Annotated in this window: 23 protein-coding genes; 2 read left to right on the forward strand and 21 right to left on the reverse strand. The window is 38.2% G+C overall.

All coding sequences use genetic code 11. The features are described 5' to 3' along the window. Positions 1 to 8: 8 nt before the first annotated feature. The 17 genes from LI162_RS04195 to LI162_RS04275 all read right to left on the reverse strand — a co-directional run bounded on the left by LI162_RS04195 (position 9) and on the right by LI162_RS04275 (position 20427). Positions 9 to 1925, reverse strand: coding sequence for a glycosyltransferase family 39 protein (locus tag LI162_RS04195; RefSeq protein WP_196021286.1), 1917 nt, complete (start codon positions 1923 to 1925; stop codon positions 9 to 11). Between the two features lie 22 nt (positions 1926 to 1947). Then, positions 1948 to 2592: an RraA family protein gene (locus LI162_RS04200; protein ID WP_055147718.1), complete on the reverse strand. Its 645-nt coding sequence runs from the start codon at positions 2590 to 2592 to the stop codon at positions 1948 to 1950. Between the two features lie 8 nt (positions 2593 to 2600). Next, on the reverse strand, positions 2601 to 3821 hold the full coding sequence (locus LI162_RS04205) for an ATP-grasp domain-containing protein (RefSeq protein WP_118174342.1): 1221 nt from the start codon (positions 3819 to 3821) through the stop codon (positions 2601 to 2603). 34 nt (positions 3822 to 3855) lie between these two features. Next, on the reverse strand, positions 3856 to 4797 hold the full coding sequence (locus tag LI162_RS04210) for a glycosyltransferase family 2 protein (protein ID WP_020437266.1): 942 nt from the start codon (positions 4795 to 4797) through the stop codon (positions 3856 to 3858). 63 nt (positions 4798 to 4860) lie between these two features. After that, positions 4861 to 5529, reverse strand: coding sequence for an acetyltransferase (locus LI162_RS04215; RefSeq protein WP_227155817.1), 669 nt, complete (start codon positions 5527 to 5529; stop codon positions 4861 to 4863). Between the two features lie 34 nt (positions 5530 to 5563). Next, positions 5564 to 6697, reverse strand: coding sequence for a dTDP-4-amino-4,6-dideoxygalactose transaminase (gene rffA / locus LI162_RS04220; RefSeq protein ID WP_227155819.1), 1134 nt, complete (start codon positions 6695 to 6697; stop codon positions 5564 to 5566). Positions 6698 to 6709: 12 nt separating this feature from the next. Next, positions 6710 to 8155, reverse strand: coding sequence for a hypothetical protein (locus LI162_RS04225; RefSeq protein WP_227155821.1), 1446 nt, complete (start codon positions 8153 to 8155; stop codon positions 6710 to 6712). Positions 8156 to 8567: 412 nt separating this feature from the next. Beyond that, entirely contained in the window at positions 8568 to 10037 is a 1470-nt protein-coding gene (locus LI162_RS04230) for a flippase (protein WP_227155823.1), read from the reverse strand. Between the two features lie 14 nt (positions 10038 to 10051). After that, entirely contained in the window at positions 10052 to 11053 is a 1002-nt protein-coding gene (locus LI162_RS04235; protein WP_227155825.1) for a glycosyltransferase family 2 protein, read from the reverse strand. Between the two features lie 23 nt (positions 11054 to 11076). After that, the gene (locus tag LI162_RS04240; RefSeq protein ID WP_227155827.1) at positions 11077 to 12066 is read right to left on the reverse strand and encodes a glycosyltransferase family 2 protein; all 990 of its coding nucleotides are present in this window, start codon (positions 12064 to 12066) and stop codon (positions 11077 to 11079) included. A 5-nt stretch (positions 12067 to 12071) separates the two neighbouring features. Then, positions 12072 to 13082 (reverse strand): glycosyltransferase family 2 protein, encoded by a 1011-nt coding sequence (locus LI162_RS04245; RefSeq protein ID WP_227155829.1) that lies wholly within the window; start codon positions 13080 to 13082, stop codon positions 12072 to 12074. Positions 13083 to 13138: 56 nt separating this feature from the next. After that, complete coding sequence (locus LI162_RS04250; protein WP_227155831.1) at positions 13139 to 14239, reverse strand: glycosyltransferase; 1101 nt, start codon at positions 14237 to 14239, stop codon at positions 13139 to 13141. Then, the gene (locus tag LI162_RS04255; protein WP_055147691.1) at positions 14236 to 15651 is read right to left on the reverse strand and encodes an O-antigen ligase family protein; all 1416 of its coding nucleotides are present in this window, start codon (positions 15649 to 15651) and stop codon (positions 14236 to 14238) included. The genes LI162_RS04250 and LI162_RS04255 overlap by 4 nt, the downstream gene beginning before the upstream one ends. Before the next feature lie 46 nt (positions 15652 to 15697). Next, on the reverse strand, positions 15698 to 16933 hold the full coding sequence (locus tag LI162_RS04260; protein ID WP_020437276.1) for a glycosyltransferase family 4 protein: 1236 nt from the start codon (positions 16931 to 16933) through the stop codon (positions 15698 to 15700). A 34-nt stretch (positions 16934 to 16967) separates the two neighbouring features. Next, positions 16968 to 18044, reverse strand: coding sequence for a glycosyltransferase family 2 protein (locus LI162_RS04265; protein WP_020437277.1), 1077 nt, complete (start codon positions 18042 to 18044; stop codon positions 16968 to 16970). Between the two features lie 83 nt (positions 18045 to 18127). Next, positions 18128 to 19603 (reverse strand): LCP family protein, encoded by a 1476-nt coding sequence (locus LI162_RS04270; protein ID WP_331470789.1) that lies wholly within the window; start codon positions 19601 to 19603, stop codon positions 18128 to 18130. A gap of 305 nt (positions 19604 to 19908) precedes the next feature. Beyond that, a complete protein-coding gene (locus LI162_RS04275; protein WP_227155835.1) occupies positions 19909 to 20427 on the reverse strand; it encodes an HD domain-containing protein in 519 nt (172 codons plus the stop codon). A 235-nt stretch (positions 20428 to 20662) separates the two neighbouring features. On the opposite strand from LI162_RS04275, the gene LI162_RS04280 reads away from it, so the two are divergent. Then, positions 20663 to 21985 (forward strand): alpha-amylase family glycosyl hydrolase, encoded by a 1323-nt coding sequence (locus LI162_RS04280; RefSeq protein WP_020437280.1) that lies wholly within the window; start codon positions 20663 to 20665, stop codon positions 21983 to 21985. Positions 21986 to 22059: 74 nt separating this feature from the next. Here the strand turns inward: LI162_RS04280 and LI162_RS04285 are convergent, their stop codons facing one another. Next, a complete protein-coding gene (locus tag LI162_RS04285) occupies positions 22060 to 23946 on the reverse strand; it encodes a heavy metal translocating P-type ATPase (protein WP_020437281.1) in 1887 nt (628 codons plus the stop codon). A gap of 13 nt (positions 23947 to 23959) precedes the next feature. Further along, the gene (locus tag LI162_RS04290) at positions 23960 to 24178 is read right to left on the reverse strand and encodes a cation transporter (protein ID WP_020437282.1); all 219 of its coding nucleotides are present in this window, start codon (positions 24176 to 24178) and stop codon (positions 23960 to 23962) included. A 223-nt stretch (positions 24179 to 24401) separates the two neighbouring features. Between LI162_RS04290 and LI162_RS04295 the strand changes: the two genes are divergently transcribed. Next, on the forward strand, positions 24402 to 24770 hold the full coding sequence (locus LI162_RS04295) for an ArsR/SmtB family transcription factor (protein WP_020437283.1): 369 nt from the start codon (positions 24402 to 24404) through the stop codon (positions 24768 to 24770). Positions 24771 to 24892: 122 nt separating this feature from the next. Here LI162_RS04295 and nudC read toward each other — a convergent pair whose 3' ends face one another. Together nudC and LI162_RS04305 are read right to left on the reverse strand one after the other, a co-directional pair. Then, positions 24893 to 25729 (reverse strand): NAD(+) diphosphatase, encoded by an 837-nt coding sequence (gene nudC, locus LI162_RS04300; RefSeq protein ID WP_227155837.1) that lies wholly within the window; start codon positions 25727 to 25729, stop codon positions 24893 to 24895. Continuing rightward, positions 25726 to 26205, reverse strand: a complete 480-nt coding sequence (locus LI162_RS04305) for a signal peptidase II (RefSeq protein ID WP_055147682.1) — start codon at positions 26203 to 26205, stop codon at positions 25726 to 25728. Before LI162_RS04305 ends, nudC begins: the two co-directional genes overlap by 4 nt. Positions 26206 to 26263: the final 58 nt, after the last annotated feature.

Raw genomic sequence — 26263 nt, forward strand, 5'->3', positions numbered from 1 at the left:
TGACTGCTTCATTCTCCTACAATATACCAGTTATAATCATAATCTTCGGATTTTGTCATATCTCCCGGAGCAAGTACAATATAGTAATCATTTGCATATTCCAGGCGATAATCATTTCTGTGCAGGAATTTCATAAACCAATCTTTTTTTCCATTGTACTGATTATATAATTCACTTTCAATCAAAACATCGTAATTATATTCCTCAAACCCATAATAATTGTTTGTTCTGCAGAATATAACAACCGGTTTCTCTTCCCAGTTCTCTTTTGCAAGTTTCAGGTCTTCTTTCAGTTTCTCTTCTGTATAATTCGGATTGGTAACCCATGGCTGTACATAAGATTCCATTTCATTCAATGAATACATCAAAATAGCTCCGCCAAATACCATTAATGGACGTTCTTTCTCCTCATCTAAATGATTTATGCAATCCAGAACACCATTGACAGCATCTGCTTCTCTCTCTGTTGTCTTCATATATTTTAATTTATCACTGTTAACAGAATATCGAAGTGAACTTCTATCCACACTGTCAAAATTCATTGTGCAATAAAGCATGTCTACAAATTTCACTCCCATGCAGACAAGAATAATCCCTGTACAGGCTAAAACTGCACCATGTCGGATTTTCAATCCATATTTTTCTGTCATTGCATTAACTGCTTCAAGTGCGGCTTTACTGAAAACAAACCTGCAAACGGCGGATACTGCAAATGGAGCAATGATCCAAAATGCAAGAATCACGTGTTTTGTTCCTGTATTAGAACCTGCAATTGTCAGAAGTGGAAGCATAATGGCACAGATTCCAAGAATAATCAGATCTGGATTTCCATTCTTACTATACATGTTAAAAAATACATAGCAAAAAGTTACTACATACAATATACCTATAAAAAAGGACGGACCTGTTGTCATCTGCGGCCAGTTTGGTACTGTATTTACATTATATGCATAAACCAACATATAAACAGCAATTCCAATCACTACTGCGCTGAATGCAATATTCAGGATTATTTTCTTCGGATGAATTCCTTTTAATGAAAACAAAATATTCATTCCTAAGAGAAGAATCATAGAAGCAGCAAGATAAATAACGCCTGAAGCAATTGCATCAAGATTTCCAAATATAAAGGTAGACCAGAGATTTTCCATGCTGTAACCGCTTCCGGCCGTAGATGCAATACCAGATAATCGAAAAATATTATTGATAAAATATTCAACCTGACCTGTAATTGCCAGAAATGCTGCCAGAACTCCGAACGTTGCTGCTACTCCTCCCGCAAAGACTCCCAGATGCTTCATAAAATATTTCACATCTTCATTGTTATATAAATAAGAGAAAACATAGATAAAGCATGTAACCAATGCTGTTATACTACCCATTCTGGAAAATACAACCAATGTCAGGAAAATTCCTGCGACAAAACTATATTTAAACTTCTTCTCAACTACAGCCTTAAATTCAAATCCAAGAATAAGAATCAGGAAAAATACATTGAACTGGTGATAATTGAAAATATTCAAATATGTATCTGATGCCATAATTGCAATAAGAATTCCGAATAATGTCTGTAAATCACCCAAATATTTATGAAATACCTTATAGACAGCGAATGCCATAACCATTTCCACAATTACTTCCAGAAGATTTAATCCCCAGATTCCTAATCCACCAAATATCTGAAGCCATCCCCATGCAAGTACATTTGTCAGATAGCAGGTAAAACCAACTTTATCCGGATTGCTATATATATTTTCATAGTTAAACATATGAATCCCAGTATCACCCAGGTCAATGCCAAAGAAGCTGCAAAGAAATGGATAGAGAAAAATTCCTGCGATCAACACAATCTTCGCAATTTTTTCAATTTGTTCCTTCTTACTTAACAACTGCTCCTTTTTACTTAACAACTGTTCTTTATTCATCCTCTTTCATCCTTATACTCTATTAATCATTTAAGTATTTTTTTAAACACACAATATCATATGTATCCCATTTATATTTATCAAGATACTCAAACCAGATATCTTCCTGATTTTCAATATTTTCCAATTTCTTTAAGAACTCTTCCGTATGTTGTTCTTTCGGAATAATTACGACTCCGGTATCATCGCATACAGCAATACTTCCTTCATATTTATCTCTGTGTTCTTTTTCAATTACACTGTCTAACGGTTGTTCAATGTATTTATTAAAACATCCCACCGGACTAAATCCTTTACACCACATCGGATAATTCTGCTTAATAATATCATTTGCATCTCTCATATTGGCATTTGATATAATCGCAACTGCCTCTCGATACAGTACTGCAAACTTTGTTACAAGCTCTCCGATAATTGCACGGTCACCACAGTTAAAAGCTTCGATCATTACAACATCTCCGGCCTGCACTTCACGGATCTGTTCATGTATGCTCCAGTTTGATTCATCCAATGCGTAGATCCATTTTACATTTCCCACCGCAAAATGCCCTCTGTTCACCGCATGAGAATCTTTAAATACGCCTGTTTTCCCCAGACAGTCTGCCACTTCTGTTGTAGAAATTCGATTCATTCTGATTTTTCTTATGATTTCGTTCTTAATATCCATGTTTTCTCCTATGATTCGAAAGATACTTTCAATGTATTCTTTACTTCTTTTTCAATTTCTTCAATTCTCTCTTTTGATTCTGCACGTGCAATAAAAAATCCTACTCTGGAACGATCATCCTGTGCCTTCTCTATAATATCGCCTTCTTTAAATTCAAGCTGAAGCTGTAAAATTTCCGGAATTGCATTAATCTGCTCAACACCTTCAATTTTGGTAATCTTCTTTCCTTCTGATTCGATATCCAGAAATTCCAGAACTGCTGCTCTTTCTTTCATTTTCTCCGCATCTGATATATGCAGTTCTTCCACAGATGGAGTCTTGCCAAGTGCTGCATTGATCAGCAGCTGATAGTTGTCTACCCCTGACATAAATGGAACAATATCAGAAGCAATTCTGCTTCCACCTCCACGTGCCGCCATCTCAATCAGATAATAATCTCCATCTTCGAACTTGTATTCGGAATGTGTGATTGCATATTTAATTCCTGTTCCGCTGATCAGCTCGTCATTTGTTTTTCTGAGCAGGTCATAATCAAATGTCTCATTGTAGTTCGTAAAAAACAACTTTGAGGCTATATTTCTGTTATAAGAATAATGTTCTTTCTGAGAGATCGCCAGTGTATGGTGTGTTCCATCAATCACAATACCATCCACTGTAAATTCTGTGCCTTCAATATATCTCTCCACAAGCACATAATCACCACTATTTGTAAAGGCTTCCGTCTCTGCGAATCGATCTCTCAATTCCTGTTCGGATTCTATCGTAAATATTCCACGGCTGGACTGGGAATCCAATGGTTTGATAATCACCTTTTTTCCCAATTCTCTGTAGAACTCGATTGCTTCTTCTACATTTGTACATAATCTGTACTCCGGATACTTAAATTTATTTTCCCGGCAATACTCTCTCATTTTAAATTTGTTTGTAAAAAGTTCTGCCATTTCATGACCAATTCCAGGACACCCCATCTGTTCTGCAACATAAGCTACTGTTGGAACAGCAATATCACTCTGATCTGTCAGCACTGCATCAATCTTATATTCCTTTGCAAGTGCCAGATTCTTCTCTTTGTCTCTTACATCCATTACACCTGTAAAATCCGCGTACTTAAATCCAATAGAATCTTCATAAAGATTTGAATTCACTACTTCATATCCCAAACTTTTTACTTTCTTAATCAGTGGAACCTGCCATGTTCCCCCTGCAATTACCATTACTCTTTTCATCATTCGCTCCGACCTTCCTTTAAATCTACAACCTTTTTTACAACAGGTCTTCTCCGTCTTTTACAATACTCTCTATTACATACTGTGGCTGATTATTGATACACATATAAATTCTTCCTGTATACTCTCCGATAATTCCAAGCACGCCCAGGATCAGACCTCCTAAAAACAGTGTAACAGCCATCTGCGATGTATATCCCACTTGAATTGTAGGTATAATCAGTTTTCTTATTAATGAGATAATTCCTAGCAACACTCCGCATACAGAACTGATAAATCCAAGTGCACTTCCGACTCGTAAAGGTTTAATTGAAAATGCTGTAAATCCATTGATCCACAGTTTTAATAATTTCTTAAAATTATAGCCGCTCTTTCCTGTTGCTCTTTCTCTCTGTTTCAGATGAACATTTCCTATCTTTCCTGATGTTCTGAGTAGAAGTCCTGCAATGTAAGGGTATGGATTCTGATATTTGACCATCTCTTTCACTACAAATCTTTTTGCCATAAAAAAAGATGATAATCCTATCTCTTTAGGCTTATCAATCATATGATACAGCATAAATTCATTCACTTTTGTACCAAATCTTCGAACAGCCGATTTCTGTGTAGTCTCTGTATATTTTGCGCAGACTACATCATATCCTTCCTGCATCTTGTCATAGAAATCCCATACCATTCCTACCGGTGTCTGTCCATCATCATCTGAAGTCATAATATACTTTCCGGATGCCTGGTTAAACCCTGCCAGCAATGCGTTTGGCTGTCCGAAATTCTTAGCAAAATTGATTCCGATGATTCTTCCATTTTCTTTTGAAAGCCGATTGATCAATCCCTTTGTATTATCTTTTGAATTGTCATTGACCAAAATAATCTCATATTCAAATCCTTCTCTTTTTTTCATTGCAGCTTCAATCTCGCTGATCACGCCTTCCAGATTCTTTTCTGAACAATAGCATGGAATTACAAATGAAATATCCATTCAATCATTTCACAGATCAGATTTTCTAAAGTATTAAAATCCGACCTGTGTACTCCTTTCTCTTTATCTCGTATAAGCCATCTCTGTACTTTTTTTATTTTCCAGACAGATACTGCGTGCCGGAACATAGACACTATATGGCTCTGTATTCTCTTTGACAAATGCACCTGCCCCAACCAGTGTTGCATATTCCAGCGTCCTGTTTCCAAGTACCGTACTGTTAATTCCGAGAAAACAATTATTCTTTACAACTGTTTTTCCTGCGATAACAGAATCCACTGAAAAGAAATTATAATCTCCAACCTGCGATTCATGTGAAATCTGGCTTCCGTTCCATATAATGTTGGAATTTCCAATCTTTGTTCCATACGCCAATGTAACATGTTCGAGAATAATATTCCCCTCGCCCATTGCAACACTCTCGTCTACTACACTCGGATGAACAAAATTTTCGATCCTATATCCTTTTCTTTTCGCATCTTCAAACTTCTGCTGTCGAATCTGATTCATTTTCTTATAACCAAGCGCAATAACCATCGTATATTCTGTTGGTGGATATGCTTTTTCAACTTCTTCATAAGCCACTGCCGGCAGACCATCATAGGTATCACTTTTAAGATATGCTTTATCTACCGTATATGCCACAATCTGTACGTCTGCATATTTTTCAAAATAATATCGAAGCATTTTCCCAAAATCTGTCGTACCAAAGATCACACATTTTCTCTTCATTCTTTTATCCTCTGTTTTTACTATACCGGTTCTTTTACTTTCCACTATAAAATGCTTTTACTTTCTCCGCAATGTAATCTACATTTTCTGCTTCGAGTCCATAATACATCGGCAAACGCAGAAGTCTTTCGCTTTCAGTCGTCGTATATTTATCTTCCCCACGGAATTCTCCGTATTTCATACCTGCCGGAGCTGTATGCAGTGGAATATAATGGAATACGGAAATAATACCATTCTCTTTCAAGTATCCAATCAGTTTCTGACGTTCCTCCAGATCTCTCGCTTTGATATAGAACATATGAGCATTATGTACGCAATCCTCAGGAATAACCGGCAATTCAATCTTTCCTGCTTCTTCCAGTTCCTTTAAAGCTTCATAATATCTGTTCCATGTTTTCATTCGATCATCATAAATCTCCTGTGCTTTTTCAAGCTGTGCCCAGAGATATGCTGCATTCAATTCACTTGGAAGATAAGATGAACCCGCATCCATCCATGTATATTTATCAATCTGACCACGGAAAAATTTACTTCTGTTTGTTCCTTTTTCTCTTACGATTTCTGCGCGTTCAATATCTTCCGGATCACGAATCAGAAGTGCTCCACCTTCTCCCATGCTGTAATTCTTTGTTTCATGAAAGCTAAAGCAGCCGTAATCACCGATTGTACCAAGTGCTTTTCCCTTATAGGAAGCCATAACTCCCTGTGCAGCATCCTCTACAACTTTCAGATCATATTTCTGTGCAATTGCACAAATCTCATCCATCTTACAGGCTACACCGGCATAATGAACCGGAACGATTGCTTTTGTCTTCTCCGTAATCGCATTCTCAATCAGCCTCTCATCAATATTCATTGTTTCCGGATGAATATCAACAAATACTGCCTTGGCACCTCTTAATACAAACGCATCCGCTGTTGATACAAATGTATAGGACGGCATGATCACCTCATCCCCTGGTTTAATATCCAGAAGGATTGCTGCCATCTCTGTAGCATGTGTACAGGATGTCGTCAACAGTGTCTTGGCTGTTCCTGTATTTTCTTCAATCCATTTAGAACATTGTTTTGTAAATGCTCCATCACCACAGATTTTATGATTTTCAATTGCTTGTCTGATATAATCGATCTCTGTTCCGACGATTGGTGGTACATTAAAATTAATCATTCTCTTTTTTCCTCATTCCTTTGAAAACTTCCATATTTGATAGCCATCTAACTCTTTGTATAATTCTGCCTTTGCTTCAGGATAATACCGTTCCTGCAAATACTGCACTTTTTGATCTAAAGTTTTCCACTCTGAATCCACAAGATATACCTTCTCATTTATTAATGCTTTTAATGGCTGTTCGGCATCATATGTTTGTAATATCTGATTGCAATCCGGGAAATTTGTTGTTACACCTGCAAGATATAAAGCATTGTCAAATTCTCCTGTCGGAATTGCTTTCCACGGATTCCAGTCATAATAGAACACTTGCATCATTGTCTGAAAATCCAGTAAATACAAATTTTCCTTATGTGTTTCTATCTCATTGATCAGTTCTTCCGACTTCGCCCCTTTATTGACTATTTTACGATATTTACTCGCTTTATAGTTCCATGACTCATAAAATGTATTCTCTATATATTCCTTGCGCCCCCAACTATCTACATCCTGATAGGATCGATCCGGTAAATAAAGTGGCAATTGCAAAAATAGACATACTGTATTTATTATAACACAGACTCTCCTATATTCAATAAATTCTCTTTTATTTTCACATTCTAATTTTTCCCAAAAGTAAAAGAGGGTTAAAAATCCGCCTAAAAACACTGCATATTCCGTTCGATACACGGTTCTTTCAATCAAAAAGCAATATAAAATATAGGCAAATCCGATTCCCCATATCACAATTGCTGTCCAACAATTTTTTCTCTGAAAAACAATACTTAATATTGTAAGCACCACACAGGCAAGGAAAACAGGATATCCCTGTAAACCACGGTTCTGTATCTCTTCTATTATTCCCTCCTTAGATATCTCTACATTTTTTTTATAATCCTGTATAATATCTGCGGCCTTCTGCATAATGTCCAAAGAGAAGACTTCATTATCTGCAAAATTCCAGTTACGCATCATCTTATAATCATTTTCTGAAATTCCGATTTTCTGAAGTTCTTCCGCGTATGCTTCATATCCATAATCACTTGCATCTACGATTGCAGCCCTTGCTTCGCTATATTCTTTGAAGTATTTGTATTCCAGATCCTTATTATAAGAATAATCATCAAATAACTTGCAGCCTGTTACTACTAAGATTAACAGCAGTCCCGCACTGATAATTTTTCTCATCTTTAGCCAAAAACGTCTGTGATCCGTCTCATTTTTCCACACCCGGACAATCTCTACAATAAGAATAAATAAAAGGAAACCGCCCGCGAGATAAATAATATTAAACCTGAACCACGTTCCAATTACGCACAAAATCGCCGCCGATATCTCTATCCGCAACGATCTTTGTTCAAACAGCGCCCATAGAAACACAAGGCTGCCTGCCATGACAGCTATCATTGCTGTTTTGGTGAACTGCATAAGAATATACGCATCACTGCCAAACACAGTCAATAATAAAGTTATTACCATAAGCGCCATTGATCTGTTCAATTTTTTCAATAACATATATGAAAGTATTGTAAAACTAAGAAAACAGAGTAATAACTGAAAAATAAGATACCAACTGATTTCTGGTAAAATAAGATAGAATGGGGTCAACAGATATCCCCACAGGACATTGATAAAAATCAAATGTGGATTTAAACTCCCCCCATAAGCTCCTGACAAAATCGCAGACATCACAAAATCATCTGACACTTCATATTTAACATCACAAAATACTAAAATTGAAGCTAAAAAAAGAAGATTCAATGTGATAGCAGACAATGTTTCCGATTTCCAGATCTTACTGATACAGTTTTTCAAACTTGTTTTTTTCGTCTTATCCATACTTCTCACCTTCTTTTTTTCTATTTAATCAGTTTCCTGATCTCTATTGTTCCTATTTCTTTTCGATATAGTTCCCTACAATCTCCCAGACCAGTTTTTCTTTTGTCATAAGGAGTACAACCCCATAAATCCCAAAGAACACGCATGCGCTGATTGCAAGCATTACAAATGACTGTATCTCCATGCTCCAGCCAGATGATTCTAAATCAAGCAAGCCCTTCACTAAACTCCCACCGATGGTTGCCACTACAATCGCTGCTCCAATTTTCACTCCACTGACATCGCGCATGATATCCTTTAATATCTCTTTCAAATACACACATTGAACCAGAAGTACCACCAATTCAGCTATCACAGTAGCAAGTGCTGCACCGGATGATGCCATCTTCGGAATCAGAACCAGATTCAGAAGGAAATCAGCAACTGCACCACACACGATAGAATTTAACACCTTCTGTTCCTGATTCTGTGGCGTAAGAATCTGAATCCCGGTAATATTAGACATACCGATCAAAAGTACTGTCGGCATCAGAATAATCATCGGAAGTACCGCGCACTGATACCCGTCTCCTGCAAGAAACTGAATCGATTCTGATGCATACAGCATAAAATAAATGGTCAATGGAAGTCCTGCTACAACTACAAAATTGACTGCTTTCCCGATCATTCTGTAAAAATCTTCTGTTTTTTCTTTCTTAATATAATAAGAAAGCCTTGGCAAAAGTACTGTTCCAAGAGAAGTGATCAGCGTAACAAGTATTGTTTTTACTTTAATTGCTGCATTATAGTATCCAACTTCTGTATTCCCCTGCATGAACCGAAGCATTACAACATCTAGATTCGTATAAACACTGGTTGCGGCTGCCATTGCAAAAAAACGCAAAATCGGCTTTATATGTATCCGAAAATCATATGTCCCACTTTTCTTAAAAGAAACAAATTTTGTTGCATACACAAAGTTAAACACATAAGATGCAGAGCTCGCAAATACAGTAATTCCTCCATAGACAATATAATCTTCCGGATTATGTACCAGAAGGAACATCAACACCAGTGATAATAGTTTTACAACCATGTTGCATACCGTAATATACGCGTACTGCTCCAATGCGTTATATAGCCATGTGATAGCAAACATATTTAGAACCATTCCGATTCCGTTAATAATATATAATTCTTTTTCTGCTGCAAACTCCGGCACTAACGCTACTGTAACTACGAAAACGATACAGGTTAAAAACATCGTAATTGAATTGATGATCAATAATTCCTGCACTGTTTTTGACAATTTTTCTTTATCATCTCTTACTTTTGCGCATGCCCGGATTCCATAGGTTGGAATTCCCAAAGATGCAAACATATTGAAGTATGTTATAACAGCACTCGCTGTTGCCACCTTACCATTTCCGGTTGCCATCAAGACTCTTGAAATGTACGGAAATGTAATCAGTGGAAATACAATTGAAGATGCTGACATAATAAAATTCATGATAAAGTTAAATTTAACAGAGTGAATCTTCATATTACGACCTTTCTTTAACCATTTCGCACCTTACTCAACCGGACGATCAACGAGTAAAATCTAAATCCGGATTTTCTCAAGAGACGAAGCATTCCGCTAAATTCTCCGGATTTTTCGTAAACATATGCATTTTTTTCTTTTACTTCTGCATCAAATTCTTTAAATTTTTTCTGTATTACTTTATCTCCAGAACCAAAGCTTATAAACACATCTACCTGTCCATGCACCATTTCCGCTATTCTGCGTGCCATATACAATTCTTTTAATTTATCATAATCTGCTTTTTCTTTGTAGGCATTAATATAATCAAGTACATGAAAAATAACGTCAATATGATTCTGCATATGTTTCTGATATCCCAGCATGCTCACACTCTGATTCACCTGTGCAAGACGATACATATAAACAAAAATATCAAAATAAATCACATTTTTCACATACGGGATTGGATACAAAATGTACTCTACATCCACATAGAAGCTATGTTCGTCTAAACGAATCTGATTTTCTTTTAGAATTGATGTTTTTAAAACAAGCGCATGCATAGAGATTCTCGTCTCATTTGCAATCATCTCAAACGGCATCTGTTCTTCTTTTCTGATTTCTGGAAAGGTAACCGGATTTAATTCGCCTGTTACGTCATTCACTTCATAATAATTAGTAAATACATAGTCTGCATCGCATGTTTTCAATCTTTGAATCAGTTCTGCAAATCCATCCTGATCTACCCAGTCATCTCCGTCTACAACCTTAAAGTATTTTCCTTTTGCTTCACCAATCCCTCTATTGATCGTAGAACCGTGCCCTCCATTCTCCTTAGAGATCACGCGAAACGTATCTGGATATTTTTCTTCATACTTTCTTCCGATTTCTGCTGTCTTATCTTTCGAACCATCATCGACAATAAGCACTTCAATATCATCCAACACTCTCTCATCCACAAAGGAGTCCAGAGTGTTCTCTAAAAATTTTTCCACATTATAGGAAGGTACTGTGACCGTCAGTATTTTTTCCACCTTTTCTACCTGCTTTCCGATTTTTACAGTTTTGTTGATACCATTCTTCTGGCTTTAGATAAAAGACGCATCAGCCAATACTGTTTGTAATTCAATATCCATAAATGAAGCTTATCTTTTCTACTCCATTGATTTATGTATTTATTATTCTTAACATTCCCAATTCTTGACTTTGTATAATCTCTGTACTTCTGAAGATATGTCCCATCGTCTCCCTCAAGTACAAGTTCTTTCGATGGTTCAAAATAAGCATTTGCCAAAACTAGATATTCTAATTCTTCGCGGTAAGTTTCGTATTTTCCATTTTCACGATATACCGACAATATATGATCTATTACTTCCATTTTATCATGACTGCTTTTCTCATGATTTTTCCCTGTCATAATTGAATTTTCGCGAATAATATAATAATATAATGGTTCTTTTAAATAACTGATTCTTTCCGCTTTCAGGAAAAATATCGGTGTTGTTGCCAGATCTTCAAAATATAATCCTTTTGGGAATGGACAATCTGCTTTCACGTAAAATTCTCTGTTGAACAATTTTGCCCAGGCCGCCGGTGGTGCAAGCAGTAATTGGTGTTCCTTCTCTAAAGAAATCACTTTTCCACCAGGAATCTGTGTTGTCCGAACTTCCTCTATCCCATTTTCCACGCAACAATAATCAAAAAGAACCATATCGCATGCCATTTTTTCAGCTTCTGTCACTGTTTTTTCAACCAGATCTTTCGCTATGTAATCATCACTGTCTACAAATAGCAAATATTTCCCTGTAGCCAGTTTTACGCCGGCATTTCGTGCATCACTTAATCCACCATTCTGTTTATGCAACACTTGAATTCTATTATCCTTTTGAGCCAGCTCTTCACACATTTCACCGCAACGATCCGGCGATCCATCATTTACAAGTATAATTTCCAGTTCCTGATACGTCTGTTCACAGATGCTTTTCACGCAACGTTCCAGATATTGTTCTACTTTATATACCGGTACAACTACACTTACCAGTTCCACTCACATTACCTCCTGCTGACTGCTGCCAGTCTGTCCTTCATTCTTCTCAACTGAGACATCAATACCATCATTCCATACATTCGATACTGTAATAGTTTCAAGAGGATCTTATCTTTTCCTGCTATCTGCTGCACATAATAATTCTTATTCATCTGTGGAAATTTATTGTATGCATAATCTCTGAACTTCTTAAGATATTCGCTTTTTCTGTCATTTAATACGATTTCTTTTGATGGCACGAAATAGGTATTTTCAAATACGAGATATTCCAGTTCATTTCTATATGTCTCTATAAGATTTTCTCTTTCAAAATATTCAAGAAGTTGATTCACCGCCCATGTACGATCTTCATAATTCTTTTCAAAATTCCTGCTGTGCATAATTGATCCGTCGCGCATAAGATAATAATAATAAACTTCCGGCAAGTACACGATCTTTTTCGTCTTTGTCATAACTTTTGGAATCGTTGCCAGGTCTTCATAATATCTCCCCTTTGGAAATTGAAAGCCACTTTCTTTCCAAAGCTCTCTGCGAATCAGCTTATTTACAGCCGAACAGGATCTCATGATCAATTCTTTTTCTTCTGCAACCTCTATCACCCGGTTTGCTGAAAAAGGAAATGTAAACCGATCTGTCAGATTTCCATTTTCCTCTTCTCCGATATAATCAAAGATAACCATATCCGCCTGATTTTTTTCTGCTGTCTCTACTGTATCACGCACAAGATTTTCATGGATTCTATCATCACTGTCAACAAATAAGAGATACTTTCCTTCTGCCTTTTCCACGCCTGCGTTTCTCGCATCTCCAAGTCCGCCATTCTCCTTGTGGATTACTTTTATACGTCCATCCCGCTCTGCATATTCATCACAGATCACACCACTTTTATCTTTCGAACCATCATCTACAAGAATAATTTCTAATCCTTGATAGCTTTGCCCACATACACTCTGAATACATCTGGCAAGATATTTTTCCACATTATAGACAGGTACAATTACACTTACAAGCTCCATATTTTGCTCCTATTATGATATAGTAAAATGATCAGTTCACTTTTTCTAATTATAGTTTAGCGAATCAAACTCTTCAATTCCTGATCCTGATTTGCAAGATCATACTGTTCTGCATTATCAAGGAATTCTGCTGATTGTCTTTCCATTCTGTTGTCTAAAATTTCCTCAGCCCAGTATTTTGCGCCTGATTTTAGAGGAATAAAATAACACGCTTTCGTTATTTTAGATTCTTTTGTTATCTCATCACTCATAAAACACGGTAAACCTGCTGACTGTGCCTCGATTCCTGCGATTGGAAGTCCTTCAAAATTAGAAGGTAGTAAAAATGCGTCCATTCCCTGATACAGATAGTCCGTATCACTTCGTCTTCCAAGAAGTTTTACAACATCTTCCAGATTCTTTTCAGCAACTATTTGTCTGACTTTTTCAAATCTGACTCCGTCTCCTGCAAGAAGCAGAACTGTGTTGGGATCTTTTTTATGAACTTCTTCAAATACATCTAGAAGAAAATAATGATTCTTCTGATAGCAGAAGTTTCCCACATGACCGATTACAAATTGGTCAGTTATCCCCATACTCCCTCGGATTTCTTCTCTTTTCTGCACACTGTACTTATATTTTTCTCTATCCACAGCATTATGAATTACACAGAATTTTGATGAATTCACTATTTTTTTGGGAAATAACCATTCGCCGGCTTTCACAGAACATCCATAAAATTCTGTTCCGTATCGATATAAAAACAAGCGGCAGAACTTATGAATCCCGTTAAATAGATTTCTCTTTAAAGCACTTTCACAGTCATTTCCACTGGAATGACTGTGAATCATTCTTCTCTCCACCCCCGAATGCTTTGCGGCAATTGCCGCAATACAGTCAATCGCTGTTGAGATATTCAGATAAACGGCATCATACTGCCCCTCTTTCATAATTCTACACACTTGCCGATATTGAGACACCGGATGTTTCAAATTGGCAATGGCATATAAATTTGAATGGCATTTTTTTAATTCCTTCTGTAACTCTACGTCGATTTCGTTCGTGAGAAAATCGATCCTCACCTCTTCATTTGACACTTTTGTCAGGAAATTCAAAAGATATTTATCAATTCCTCCTGATTTTCCATCCATGATAAATCCTACCAGAAGCTTTTTCATCCCTTTTCCTCTCTACGAACCTGATATGAATATTGTACCAGATAACCACTGAACACCCATAACGCAAAAGCACTTGGGGAATTCGTATAGATTCCGTCTAATAAAAGCAACATACTTATAAGTACTGTTCCTGCCACAGCAAGAATTGCGATAAGATACAAACTATCACTGTCCGATTTCTTAAAGACCGGAACTAAAACATATTGTATAATTCTAAATGTGATCAAAAGGAAAAGAACAAATCCAAGGATTCCCTGAAATGCCAAAGTATTAAAAAATGCATTGTGCATACTCGTATAATCACCCACTTCATTATTTACAGCATATGTCTCCGGCACATGTTCTTTTGCATATGAAATAAATGTGGAATACCCAGCTCCGTATATAGGACTTGTCTGCCAGACTTCTACTGCACTTTTCCATAACGAGATTCTTCCATTGGTAGCATCTTTTTCAATATTCTCATGTCTTGCTGTCTGAATCTTGTTTCCTTTCTTCGTTTTCGTAGAAATTGTAGTCTGAGGTTTTGTAGTCTTCTGTGCAGTTTTATTTGCCATTTCAGTCTGATACCTGGTATTTTCTGTCTTTAATACCTGCATTCCTCCAACTGACACAATCATAATACACAATACGATCAAAAGATTTTTAACATATCTATACTTCTTGTTTTCACTCTTCCTATGAATCAGGCAAAAATATAAAAGAAATCCTCCACACAAAACAAAAGCGATCTCACCGGTTCTTGAATCTGAATAGGTTACATATCCCAAATTAAGTAATGCCGCAATTACATAAAAAAGTTTCTTTATTCCTTTCTGCTGAAATATGAATAAAACAGCCAGAATAAAACCTATCACACTAAAAACCGCTCCATAATTAGGGTCTGTATATACGCCCCATAATCTATCCCAGGTATACCCGGTAACAATGAATTCCCCCTCCGGTGTTGTAAGATATTCCGAATAAGATTGAACCATCATAACAAGACTTGTTACAGCAGATACAGACGTTACAATAATCATCAAGTGTGAAAGAATATTAAATTCTTTTCTGTACTTCTCCGTGTCACGATCCAGATCACATACGTATAATGCAAAAAACTGAATTCCTGTCCAGAGAATCCATTTCAGATTATCTGTCATGCCATACTGTCTATTCATAAATGTACTAAGCAGAAAGCTCAGACAAAAGAATATCATCAAGATCAGACATGGCATTTTTCTATATTTCTTCCTGTTTATAATACGGACCAAAATCACAAATAATCCTAACACTAATGTCAATTTCACAAGGATTGGCTGTATTGGTGATATATAAATTATAGAAATAAATGTCGCAAATGCCAGACATAGATAACTGATCTTAAATACAAGTTCTAATATTTCTTCATAGTTCTGTTTTAATTTGTCCATTAGATCCCCTTTGCACTTCGTGTCTATCTCATTAGTATCTGTCTTGCTAGTTCCTGTTCTGATTTTTCTCAATCAATCCTCGAATTAATTCTTCTATTTTTCGGTAAGACTTTGGTCTGTCAAACTGCTCTTCCGCAATTTTGCGTGCCTTTTCACCCATTTTTACTCTTGCTTCTTCATTTTTATAAAGCTTCTCAATCATATCCGCAAGAATATTTACATCTTCCGGAATAATATTCACACCAAAGCCATCGTTTTTCACCTTCGCACGGAATTCCGGACTCATACAGGTATTGATCATTGGTTTTCCTGCTGCCAGATAATCTCCGATCTTCGTGACAATGCTCTGCGGAGCCTTCTTAACAAAAGAGTTCACCAGAATATCTGATTTCTTAAGATATGCTGCCATCAGATCATAAGGTGCATATCCAACAAATTCTACATTTGATATCTTTCTTGAATTTGCAAGTTCTTCCAATTCTTCTTTCATTGGTCCACCACCAAGAATTTTTATCTTAATCTGTGGCATACCGCGTTTTGCAAGTTCTTCACCTGCCAAAACCATCGTACGGATATCATAACTCGTTCCGATCGTTCCTGCGTACGATACCCAGAATTCTTCTTTATCTTTTACAATCTCAGCTGTCCGCTGTGCTGCTCCCGCATCGAACACCGTCAGTTCATTTCCCACATAAACTGTTTCTCTCGGAATATCTCTGTTCCGTCTTTTAAACGGGCGGTCACGGTATTCATCCGATGTACCGATCACTCCACTTGCAAGTCTGTAAACTTTCTCTGCATCTCGAAGCAGGGAATAAAAAATAATATCACTTATCACCGGAATATCTATTATCATCCTCATTGCTTCCGGCCAAAGATCATTCACATCTGCAACAAACGGAATTCCTTTCTTCTTTGCATATTCTGCCGCCGCCAGTGCTACGTCATTCGGTGGAATCTCAGCATATAAAAGATCATAGTCTCCCTCTTTCTCAAGAAGATTCATCAGGTTCTTTGCTGCAATTCTATGACTATAGATTCTACGTAGATCAATATTTTTCTTATATCCCGGCTCATAAATGAACTTGACCCCAAATTTGTATTTTTCATTTTTAATTTTTTCCAGATCACGCTGTGCTTTTTCCCAATGCTGAAAGGTTGTTGTAATCAGATCAACCTGATAACCAGCATCTGCGAGAAATTCACAGACAGAACGAAATCTTGTATACCCTTTTTCATCATCCAGACGAATTCCCATTGTAATAACTGCTACTTTATACATTATTTTTCTCCCGCTTGATATTTCTTTCTATGATCTATCTCTCCGACTTCGTCTTTGAATAAATCACAGGCATTCCTGTTCGCACAATATGCACCATTCTTCCAAGTGCTGTACACAAAAATGTGGAATGTGTGTTCAAACATTTTAAAGTAATCTTAAGTGCCTTACTGTCCTTCGCTTCTGCTTTTGGAAGCAGCTGCTGAAACAGCGGATCCCGGAATACTTCCCTGCAAAATTGCTTTCGATCTTTTGAGTTCATTCCTGACTGATGATCGCAATTTCTTTCTAAGGCTGAAAGAATATATCTTCCATACAGTCCTCCAAGAATAGCGCAGTGTTGAGGCGTATCTACTCTCCAATACCTCTGCTGATTCAGTAACATTTCAATACGTCTTCTGTGAAGCGGATAATAATCCGGTACAAACTTAGTTGTCAGACTTCCTGTCATTCTTTTCGCATAATGATACGGTGCAATATTCAATAAATTCATTGAATCAATATCATTACAATAATTAATATTAAATACGATATCCTCAATCAATCTGACCGTTTCATAGCGAAATTTATTTTCTTTGATATAGTCCAGATCATACACTTTATTCCACGCATAACCATAAATCGTCTCCTGTTCCAATCGGATCATATAATTATGGATTTCTTCAATATCCGTAAAATATTTTTCTTCTGGCCGGATCTCATGGGCATAAGCAAAGCTTCCATCTTCATTGTAATATTCTTCAAGATGTCCAAAAACAACAAGTTTTGCTCTGTTTTTTTCTAAAGAATCTGCCACTTGTTGTAAAAGGTCCATGTCTACTGTATCATCCGGATCCATAAACCAGATATATCTTCCGGCTGCATGTTGAATCCCTGTATTTCTTGCTTCACTGAGCCCTTTATTCTGTTCATGATGTATCACCCGGATTCTTGCATCCTTCTCTTTTAATTTCTCAGCCAGACTTCCTGTTTTATCCGGAGATCCATCCTCTACGATAATTAATTCCCATTCCTGAAATGTCTGGGATTCTATACTCTCTACCGCTTTGGCAAGATATTTTTCTACTCCATATGCCGGCATTACAACTGTAAATAATGGGCGTGTCTTACTCATATCATTTTCCTTAATCATCTTTTCTCTATAACATCACGATTCCCGCAGACAAATTTCTGCCTGCGGGTTTCTCTCGTTGTCTATTACTCTGTTGCTGTTCCGCCTTCCAGAGTTTCTCCGTTCTCCACTTTATCCATAGCTTCTTTGATCGCGTCTACAGACTCCTGATTTGGTTGCATTACATATAAAGGCTTACCGGAATAAGAATAACAATACTGAGTGTCTCCTGTTCCATCTGCTGCCATTGATGTAATTGTCCATTGCGGGTTCTCAGAAAGCTGGGTTTTAATCAATTCCTGAATCTGAGCTTCAGACATATTTGTTTCAACATTTCCACTTACACTATTAAGAATTCCATTTGCTCCTGTCAAAATTGCCGGAGATACCATCTTCTTGATCATTGCTGTAATTACCGCCTGCTGATCCTTACCGCGCTGATTATCTCCTCCTGGTACATTCTGACGCTCTCTCGAAAATGCTAACGCCTGTTTTCCGTTAAAGTGGTTGGTTCCCTGTACAACATCCATCACAAGTCCTGAATCTTCACTTGTTGTAAAGGCATACTCAGATTCTACATCTACTCCACCAAGTGCATCTACCATTGTGATCAGGGAGGTAAAGTTTACTCGCGCGTAGAAATCAAGATTCGTATCATATAACTTCTCTAATGTCTTCATAGACTTATCCACGCCATAGATTCCTGCATGTGTCAGTTTATCTTTCTGTCCACCTGAAACCTCAGGAATTTCGACATAATAATCACGCGGTGTGGTTACAAGCAGGATCTGGTGTGTTGTTGGATTGACTTCTGCTATGATATTTACATCACTTCGGCTGTTTGTCTCAATTGCTCCATAAACATCAATACCACTGATGTATACACTGAATGTATCATTTTTCACTTCAACATCAGATGAGGTATCTTCTATCTCAGTCTTAATGTCATGGGAATAAATCACTTTTGTATTATCTTCATACCCTTCAAATGCTTCTTCAAGAACTCCTGTAAATCCCTGATTATAAATAATCGCATCTACTTTTCCATCATGAAGAGCCTCGGCCTGTTCTGCCAATGTATCATACTCTTCTGTCTTAATTTCCGTTCCGAGTTCTTCATTAATTGCCTGAACAGTCTGTTTAATCTGATCTCCATTCATCTTATATTGTACACCAAATGTGTAATTTTTTGCATCTTTGATTGCCTCTGCTGAATCATCTGCCATAACAGATACAACTACTTTATCTAGTTTATACTCTCCACCAGAGATTTTGGAAACCGTTCCACTTACCTTGAACAGATAATACGAACTAAAAATCAACAATACGGTAATCAATACGCTGATAATTTTTCCTGTAATCGCATTTTTCTTGGAAAAGAACTGGCTTGCCAGAATAACTCCCCAAAACAGCACCAATGCTACAGTTGCTGCAACAACATACTTTGTCGGAAGCATATTCAATTTAAATATGCCTGCCATAAAAATCCCTGTCGCAATAAGCTGAACAATTGCCAGAACTAATCCAATTGTTCTGCTGAGTTTATTCTCTCTCTTTTTCACCTTTCTCCTTCGGCGATGTCTGTCAGATGTATTTTTTCTATTGGAATGTCTTTTCTTTCTTCGCACATCATTTCTTTCATCAGAAGGTCTCCTGCGCCGAGATCTTTTTTCCTGCTGACTCATATTCTTTAGTTTCCTTCCCTGTAAATCATTCTCTATGTTTCTATCTGTCGCTTTCTAATGGCACTGCCAAACGCAATTTCTACGCTTAACAGCCCATGAATACTAATTTAATATACCATTTCAACCTTCATTTCGCAACATAAGCCTTGTATTCTAAAAAAATCTTAATCTTTTTGATCTATTTAAAATACTTTTACTTCCTCACGAAATTGTTGCTTTTCTTCACAATCATTCAAACTTTCAATCAGTTCTGCTACAACTTCCGGGATCTCCGGTCTGAATTTCATATACCAGTCAAGCGTCTCGCGGATGTATTTCTTGCGAAACTTCTCATTTGCACAGAATGCGCTCTGCAGATTATGAAGACGATCTGCCCCTTTCACTGCATATGCCATAGAATTTGTCTTAATCCCTGCAATATAGGTCTCCATACAATATTCTTTTTCCTTCGTCACCAGCTTCACTGCTTTTAAGACATCTTCTCCCCCGATTTCTACAATCTCCTGTTCTGAAGCATCTGTATCCTCTAAAAGATCATGAAATACTGCCGCAACCCGATATTCAACCTGCTTACCATCCCGCCGAAGAATCTCTGCAACTGCAATCGGATGTACAATAAAAGGAGCTCCACCTATCCGAAACTGTCCTTCATGCTTCTTCTTCGCATACTCCAGTGCTTTCTGGTATATCTCTTCTCCCATGATATCCTCCTTTGAATCTTCCATATTTCTGTATCATCCGGCCAGTATCTTCCTGTTGTTTCGATAATTTTAGTATACGTTGTATTTCTCGTAAATGCAATTCTATCTCTTTAAACTTTTTCACCAAACCGCTCAACTTATGTTATAATTAGAAATAGGTTTTAAGAGATTTTTATATCTCTGACTCTTTATCGAAATCCGATAAAAATCCGAATCAAGAAAGTGGGTAACAACTATGTGGGCTTACAATGAAACTTTTTATCAAATCTACCCGATTGGATTCTGCGGTGCTCCGGTACATAATGACGGAGTAACAGAACACCGGATTCTTAAAATTGGTGAATGGGCAGAATATCTTGGTGATCTTGGAATCGGTTCAATCATCTTGAATCCGATTTTCGAATCAGACAACCATGGGTATGACACAAGAGATTTCCGCAAGATCGACTGTCGTCTTGGAACGAACGAAGACTTTAAAGAAGTCTGTGAAAAGCTGCATGATAACAATGTAAAGATCATGCTGGACGGAGTATTCAATCATGTTGGACGTGGCTTCTGGGCATTCAAGGATGTGCAGGAGAAGAAATGGGACTCTCCGTATAAAGACTGGTTCCATATCAGCTTCGACGGAAACAGTGCGTATAACGATGGTTTCTGGTATGAAGGATGGGAAGGTCATTTTGAACTTGTTAAATTAAATCTGCAGAATCCTGCAGTTGTCGACTATCTGCTTGACTGTGTCAAGATGTGGATTGAAGAGTTCGGCATAGACGGACTGCGTCTGGATGTAGCTTATTGCCTGGATCATAATTTCATGCGCCGTCTGCGCAGCTTCTGCGAGGAACTGAAACCGGGATTTGCACTGATCGGTGAGGTTCTCTTCGGCGACTACAACTTAATCGTAAACGACGAGATGCTTCACAGCTGTACAAACTATGAATGCTACAAAGGAATTTTTTCAAGCTTCAATTGCATGAATCTGTTTGAGATCGCACATTCTCTGAATCGCCAGTTCGGACCGGAGCAGTGGTGCATTTATCGTGGAAAGCATTTGATGACATTTGTAGATAATCATGATGTCACACGTATCGCAAGTATCCTGACGAACAAGAATCATCTTCCGCTTGCTTACGGTCTTCTCTTTGGTATGCCGGGTATTCCGTGTATCTATTATGGAAGTGAATGGGGCGAGGAAGGTGTGAAAGCACCGGATAATGACTATGCACTTCGTCCATGCTTCGAAGAGCCGAAGCCGAATGAACTGACTGATTTCATCAAAGAATTGATTGAAGTTCGCAGAAACAGTGATGCTCTTTGCAATGGTTCTTACCGAAATGTTGTCATTACAAATCATCAGCTGATCTTTGAACGCCGCACTGATAATGAACGTGTTCTCGTTGCGATCAATGCCGGTGATTCAGAATTTACTGCCGGAAATGGTGAACTGCAGGGCACTTTCACAGAACTGCTTGTAAATACAGACGAAGCAGAAACTGTAACTTTAAACGGACAGCTGACAATGCCAGCTTACAGCGTACAGTTCCTGAAAGCTGTATAAGATTTTACTGATTAAGTCATTAGAAAAAGGATGAGTGGTAATGTATCTCACATTTACCATTCATCCTTTTCTTTTTATAACTTCTTCACAAAAAGTGTACGCATCGCATTGAGTATTGCAAGTACCATAACTCCCACATCTGCAAAGATTGCGAGCCACATATTTGCAATTCCAAGTGCTCCGAGAATCAGGCACGCGCCCTTTACTGCGAGAGCAAATACAATATTCTGATATACGATTCCGAGACATTTCTTAGAAATTCGGATTGCCTTAACAATCTTCAACGGATCATCATCCATCAGGACAACATCTGCTGCCTCAATTGCCGCATCGGATCCCATTGCCCCCATCGCAATACCGATATCCGCTCTTCCAAGAACCGGTGCATCGTTAATGCCGTCTCCGACAAATGCCAGGTTTGCCTTCGCCGGCTTCTCAGCCAGAAGTCTTTCTACCTGCTCCACCTTATCTCCAGGAAGCAGTTCGCTATGAACCTCATCAATACCAAGATCTGCTGCCACCTGGTCTGCCACCTGTTTCGCATCTCCCGTCAACATGATTGTCTTCTGAATTCCTGCCTGTTTCAGTTTCGCGATTGCTTCTTTAGAAGTCGGTTTCTCAACATCTGAAATCACAATGTGTCCTGCATATTCGCCATCAATTGCCATATGTATGATTGTTCCTACTTTATGACATGATTTATATGGAATACCAAGACGATCCATCAGCTTAACATTTCCTGCTGCAACGCTTCTTCCGTCTACTTTCGCTGTAATTCCGTTTCCACTGATTTCTTCTATCTCACTGACACGGGAACGATCCAGTTCTTTTCCGTAAGCCCTCTGAATACTCTTGCTGATTGGATGAGATGACGCACTCTCTGCAAGTGCCGCATACTCTAAGAGCTGCTTTTCTTCCATCTGATTATGATGTACTCCGACCACTTCAAAAATTCCCTGAGTCAAAGTTCCTGTCTTATCAAAAACAACATATTTTGTCTTGGACAGTGCCTCGAGATAATTGGATCCTTTCACCAAAATTCCCTCATGGCTTGCCCCGCCGATTCCTGCGAAAAAGCTAAGTGGGATGCTGATAACCAGCGCGCACGGACAGCTGATTACAAGAAATGTCAGTGCTCTGTAGATCCAGTCATTCCACTGCGGTGCAGCTCCCATTGCAAACATTCTCACAAGTGGTGGAAGCACTGCAAGTGCAAGTGCGCCATAGCATACCGCCGGTGTATAATATTTTGCAAATTTAGAAATAAAGTTCTCTGATCTTGATTTTCTGGATGTGGATTCTTCTACCAGTTCCAGTACCTTGGATACCGTTGATTCTCCGAACTCTTTTGTTGTACGGATCTTCAACACACCTGTCAGATTGATACAGCCACTGATGATCTCATCTCCGGCTTTCGCTTCTCTCGGAACGCTTTCACCGGTCAACGCACTTGTATTCAGTGTAGAGGTTCCCTCTACAACCACACCGTCGATTGGCACTTTTTCTCCCGGCTGAACAATGATCACTGTTCCGATTTCAACTTCATCCGGATCCACCTGTTCAAGACTTCCATCCTGCTCTATGTTTGCATAATCCGGACGGATATCCATCAATTCACTGATATTTCTGCGGCTCTTTCCAACTGCATAGCTCTGGAAAAGTTCACCGATCTGATAAAACAGCATAACAGCAACCGCTTCATTAAAGTCTCCGGACTTCTCATAAAATGCAATCGCAATCGCACCGACCGTGGCGACTGCCATCAGGAAATTCTCATCAAATACCTGACGGTTTAAGATTCCCTTCCATGCTTTCTTCAAAATATCGTAACCAACGATCAGATATGGAATCAAAAATAATACAAATCTGATAATTCCTGTTACCGGAAGGAAATTCAATAGAATCAGGAGCACCGCCGCAGCGATGATCCTGGTCAGCATCTTCTTCTGCTTCTTCGTCATTCTTCTCACCCTCTTACAGGTAGATCTCGCAATCGTCCTCTACCTTCTTACAATTCTTCAGAACGTCTTTCATAACGCTCTTTGCATCCTGTCCCTCTTCAAACTCAACGATCATCTTCTGTGTCATGAAATTCACTGTTGCATTCTGAACACCTGCTGTGTTCTTTGCTGCATCTTCCATCTTATTTGCACAGTTTGCACAATCCACTTCAATCTTATAAGTCTTCTTCATCTTTCTCTTCTCCTTTGATCTTGTTTTTTGACTTTCATCAAACATGTTTCCTATTCATTTTCATTAAACGATTAAGCATTCGTTTAATCCTTATATTTACATTATAGCCAACCAAATGAAAAAGTCAATACATTTTGGTATTTTTATGTTACAATACCTTTATGATTATAGAGTTGCCAAAGGCGCTATTGAATTTCAATACCGAATAAAAGGAGAATTGTTTATGACTGACCATATTTTACCACATAATCATGGTGAACATCTGAATACAGAACTTCTTATAGATAATATTGCAAAGACAGAGGATTTCCAGATTGTTGCTGACCTGTTCAAGGTCCTCGGAGATAACAGCAGGGTACGCATTTTCTGGCTTCTCTGCCACTGCGAAGAATGTGTGATCAACATTTCTTCCATGATGGACATGAGTAGCCCGGCTGTCTCTCACCATCTCCGCCAGCTGAAATCTTACGGACTGATTACCAGCCGCAGAGAAGGAAAAGAGGTTTACTACAAAGCAGCTGACACGAATCAGGCTCAGCTGCTTCATCACATGATCGAACAGGTTATAAAGATCACCTGCCCTGAAGCTTAACTGTTATTACTGCAATATCACGCAATTAAACAAGTATATCAAAACGGAAAGACATGAATTTCTCAGAGATATTCACATCTTTCCGTTTTCTCATTGGATTTATTCACATTTATAAAAAAGTTTTACACTTCACCGTTTTTGAACTTGATGATCATCTCATTCGTCAAACTGTCTCTGCTCGGCTCCACCGGAATCTCATCCCTTCGGAACCATTCTGCCAAGGCCAGTTCCTCGCGGTCGAGTGTGATTTCTTCCTCACCATCCAGATCACAATAGAATCCCATCAGGAGCGTATCACTGAAAGACCATGGCTGACTTTTATAGTAACGAATATTTTTAACTTTCAGCCCAACTTCTTCCATTACTTCACGCTGAACAGTCTCCTCGATTGTTTCTCCAATCTCGGTAAATCCTGCAAGAAGTGCATATTTTTTGTATGCTCTTCCGGCGTATTTTGACATGAGAATCTTGTCACCATCAGTTACTCCTATGATAACTGCCGGGCAGATTTTCGGAAATTCCATATTGCCACAATGATCGCAACGCATCATACGTTCTTTTTCATCATGTCTCATCTTATGTCCACAGCGTCCACAGAACTTGCGATTACGATACCAGTTGTTCAACTGATAACCGGTAATTCCGGCAAATGCAAGATACTGCGGTTCTGCATAACGGAAAGATTCTTTATTCTCCATTGTAAACTCTGACAACCGTTCACGACTAATATTCTGTACCAGATAAAAGCGTTCCTCGTCAATCGTAAACAGATAAACTGCTTCTTCATAAATTTCTTCATTAAGCCGTTCCAAATCACGAAATCTTGGAAATTCAATTCCATCTTTCCTTTTCTTCAGCAGTGCACTTTGTCCTTCGTAATACAATGCATAGCTCTGCGCATCCGGAGGGCATGGTCTGTACTGGTTATCAAACTGATGTGGCTGTATATCCTGAATCATAATTCTGTTCCTTCTTTCTTAAACATAGAACCAAGAACCCAGAGTACTCCGCCTGCTCCGATTGCAAAGTCTCCCAAATTATAAGTTACTTGTTCCAGCTTTTTCTTTTCTGTCTTAATCCCGATGTAATCAACCACCTTCTCTTTATGATAACGGTCTGCCAGATTACTCCACGCACCCGCTGCCGCAAGTGTGATTCCTGCTTTTTTCAAAACATGATTGTTTCCAAGAAGTGTCAGCATCTGTGTCACTGTCACAATACCTGTTCCTGCTTCTGTAAGCTTTTTCACCTTTTCCGGTTTATTTGCAAAAACTCCCAGGCAGATTCCCGGATTATGGACACGCCGGAGTTCCAACTTCTCTGCCAGCTTCCTCTTCTCTCCCATCTTCAAGTTCTTTTCTACATAATCTTTTATCCATTGATCCAAAAGGAATACCGCTGTTCCGGCCAACGGGTAGAATTTATTTTTCTTCACACTATCATCTCCCAGTTATTTTAAGTCACCTTTCCTATAACCTGTGTATTTCCACTGT

The sequence above is a fragment of the Mediterraneibacter sp. 210702-DFI.3.120 genome, from assembly GCF_020561005.1.
GTDB classification, from domain to species: Bacteria; Bacillota; Clostridia; order Lachnospirales; family Lachnospiraceae; genus Mediterraneibacter; species Mediterraneibacter faecis.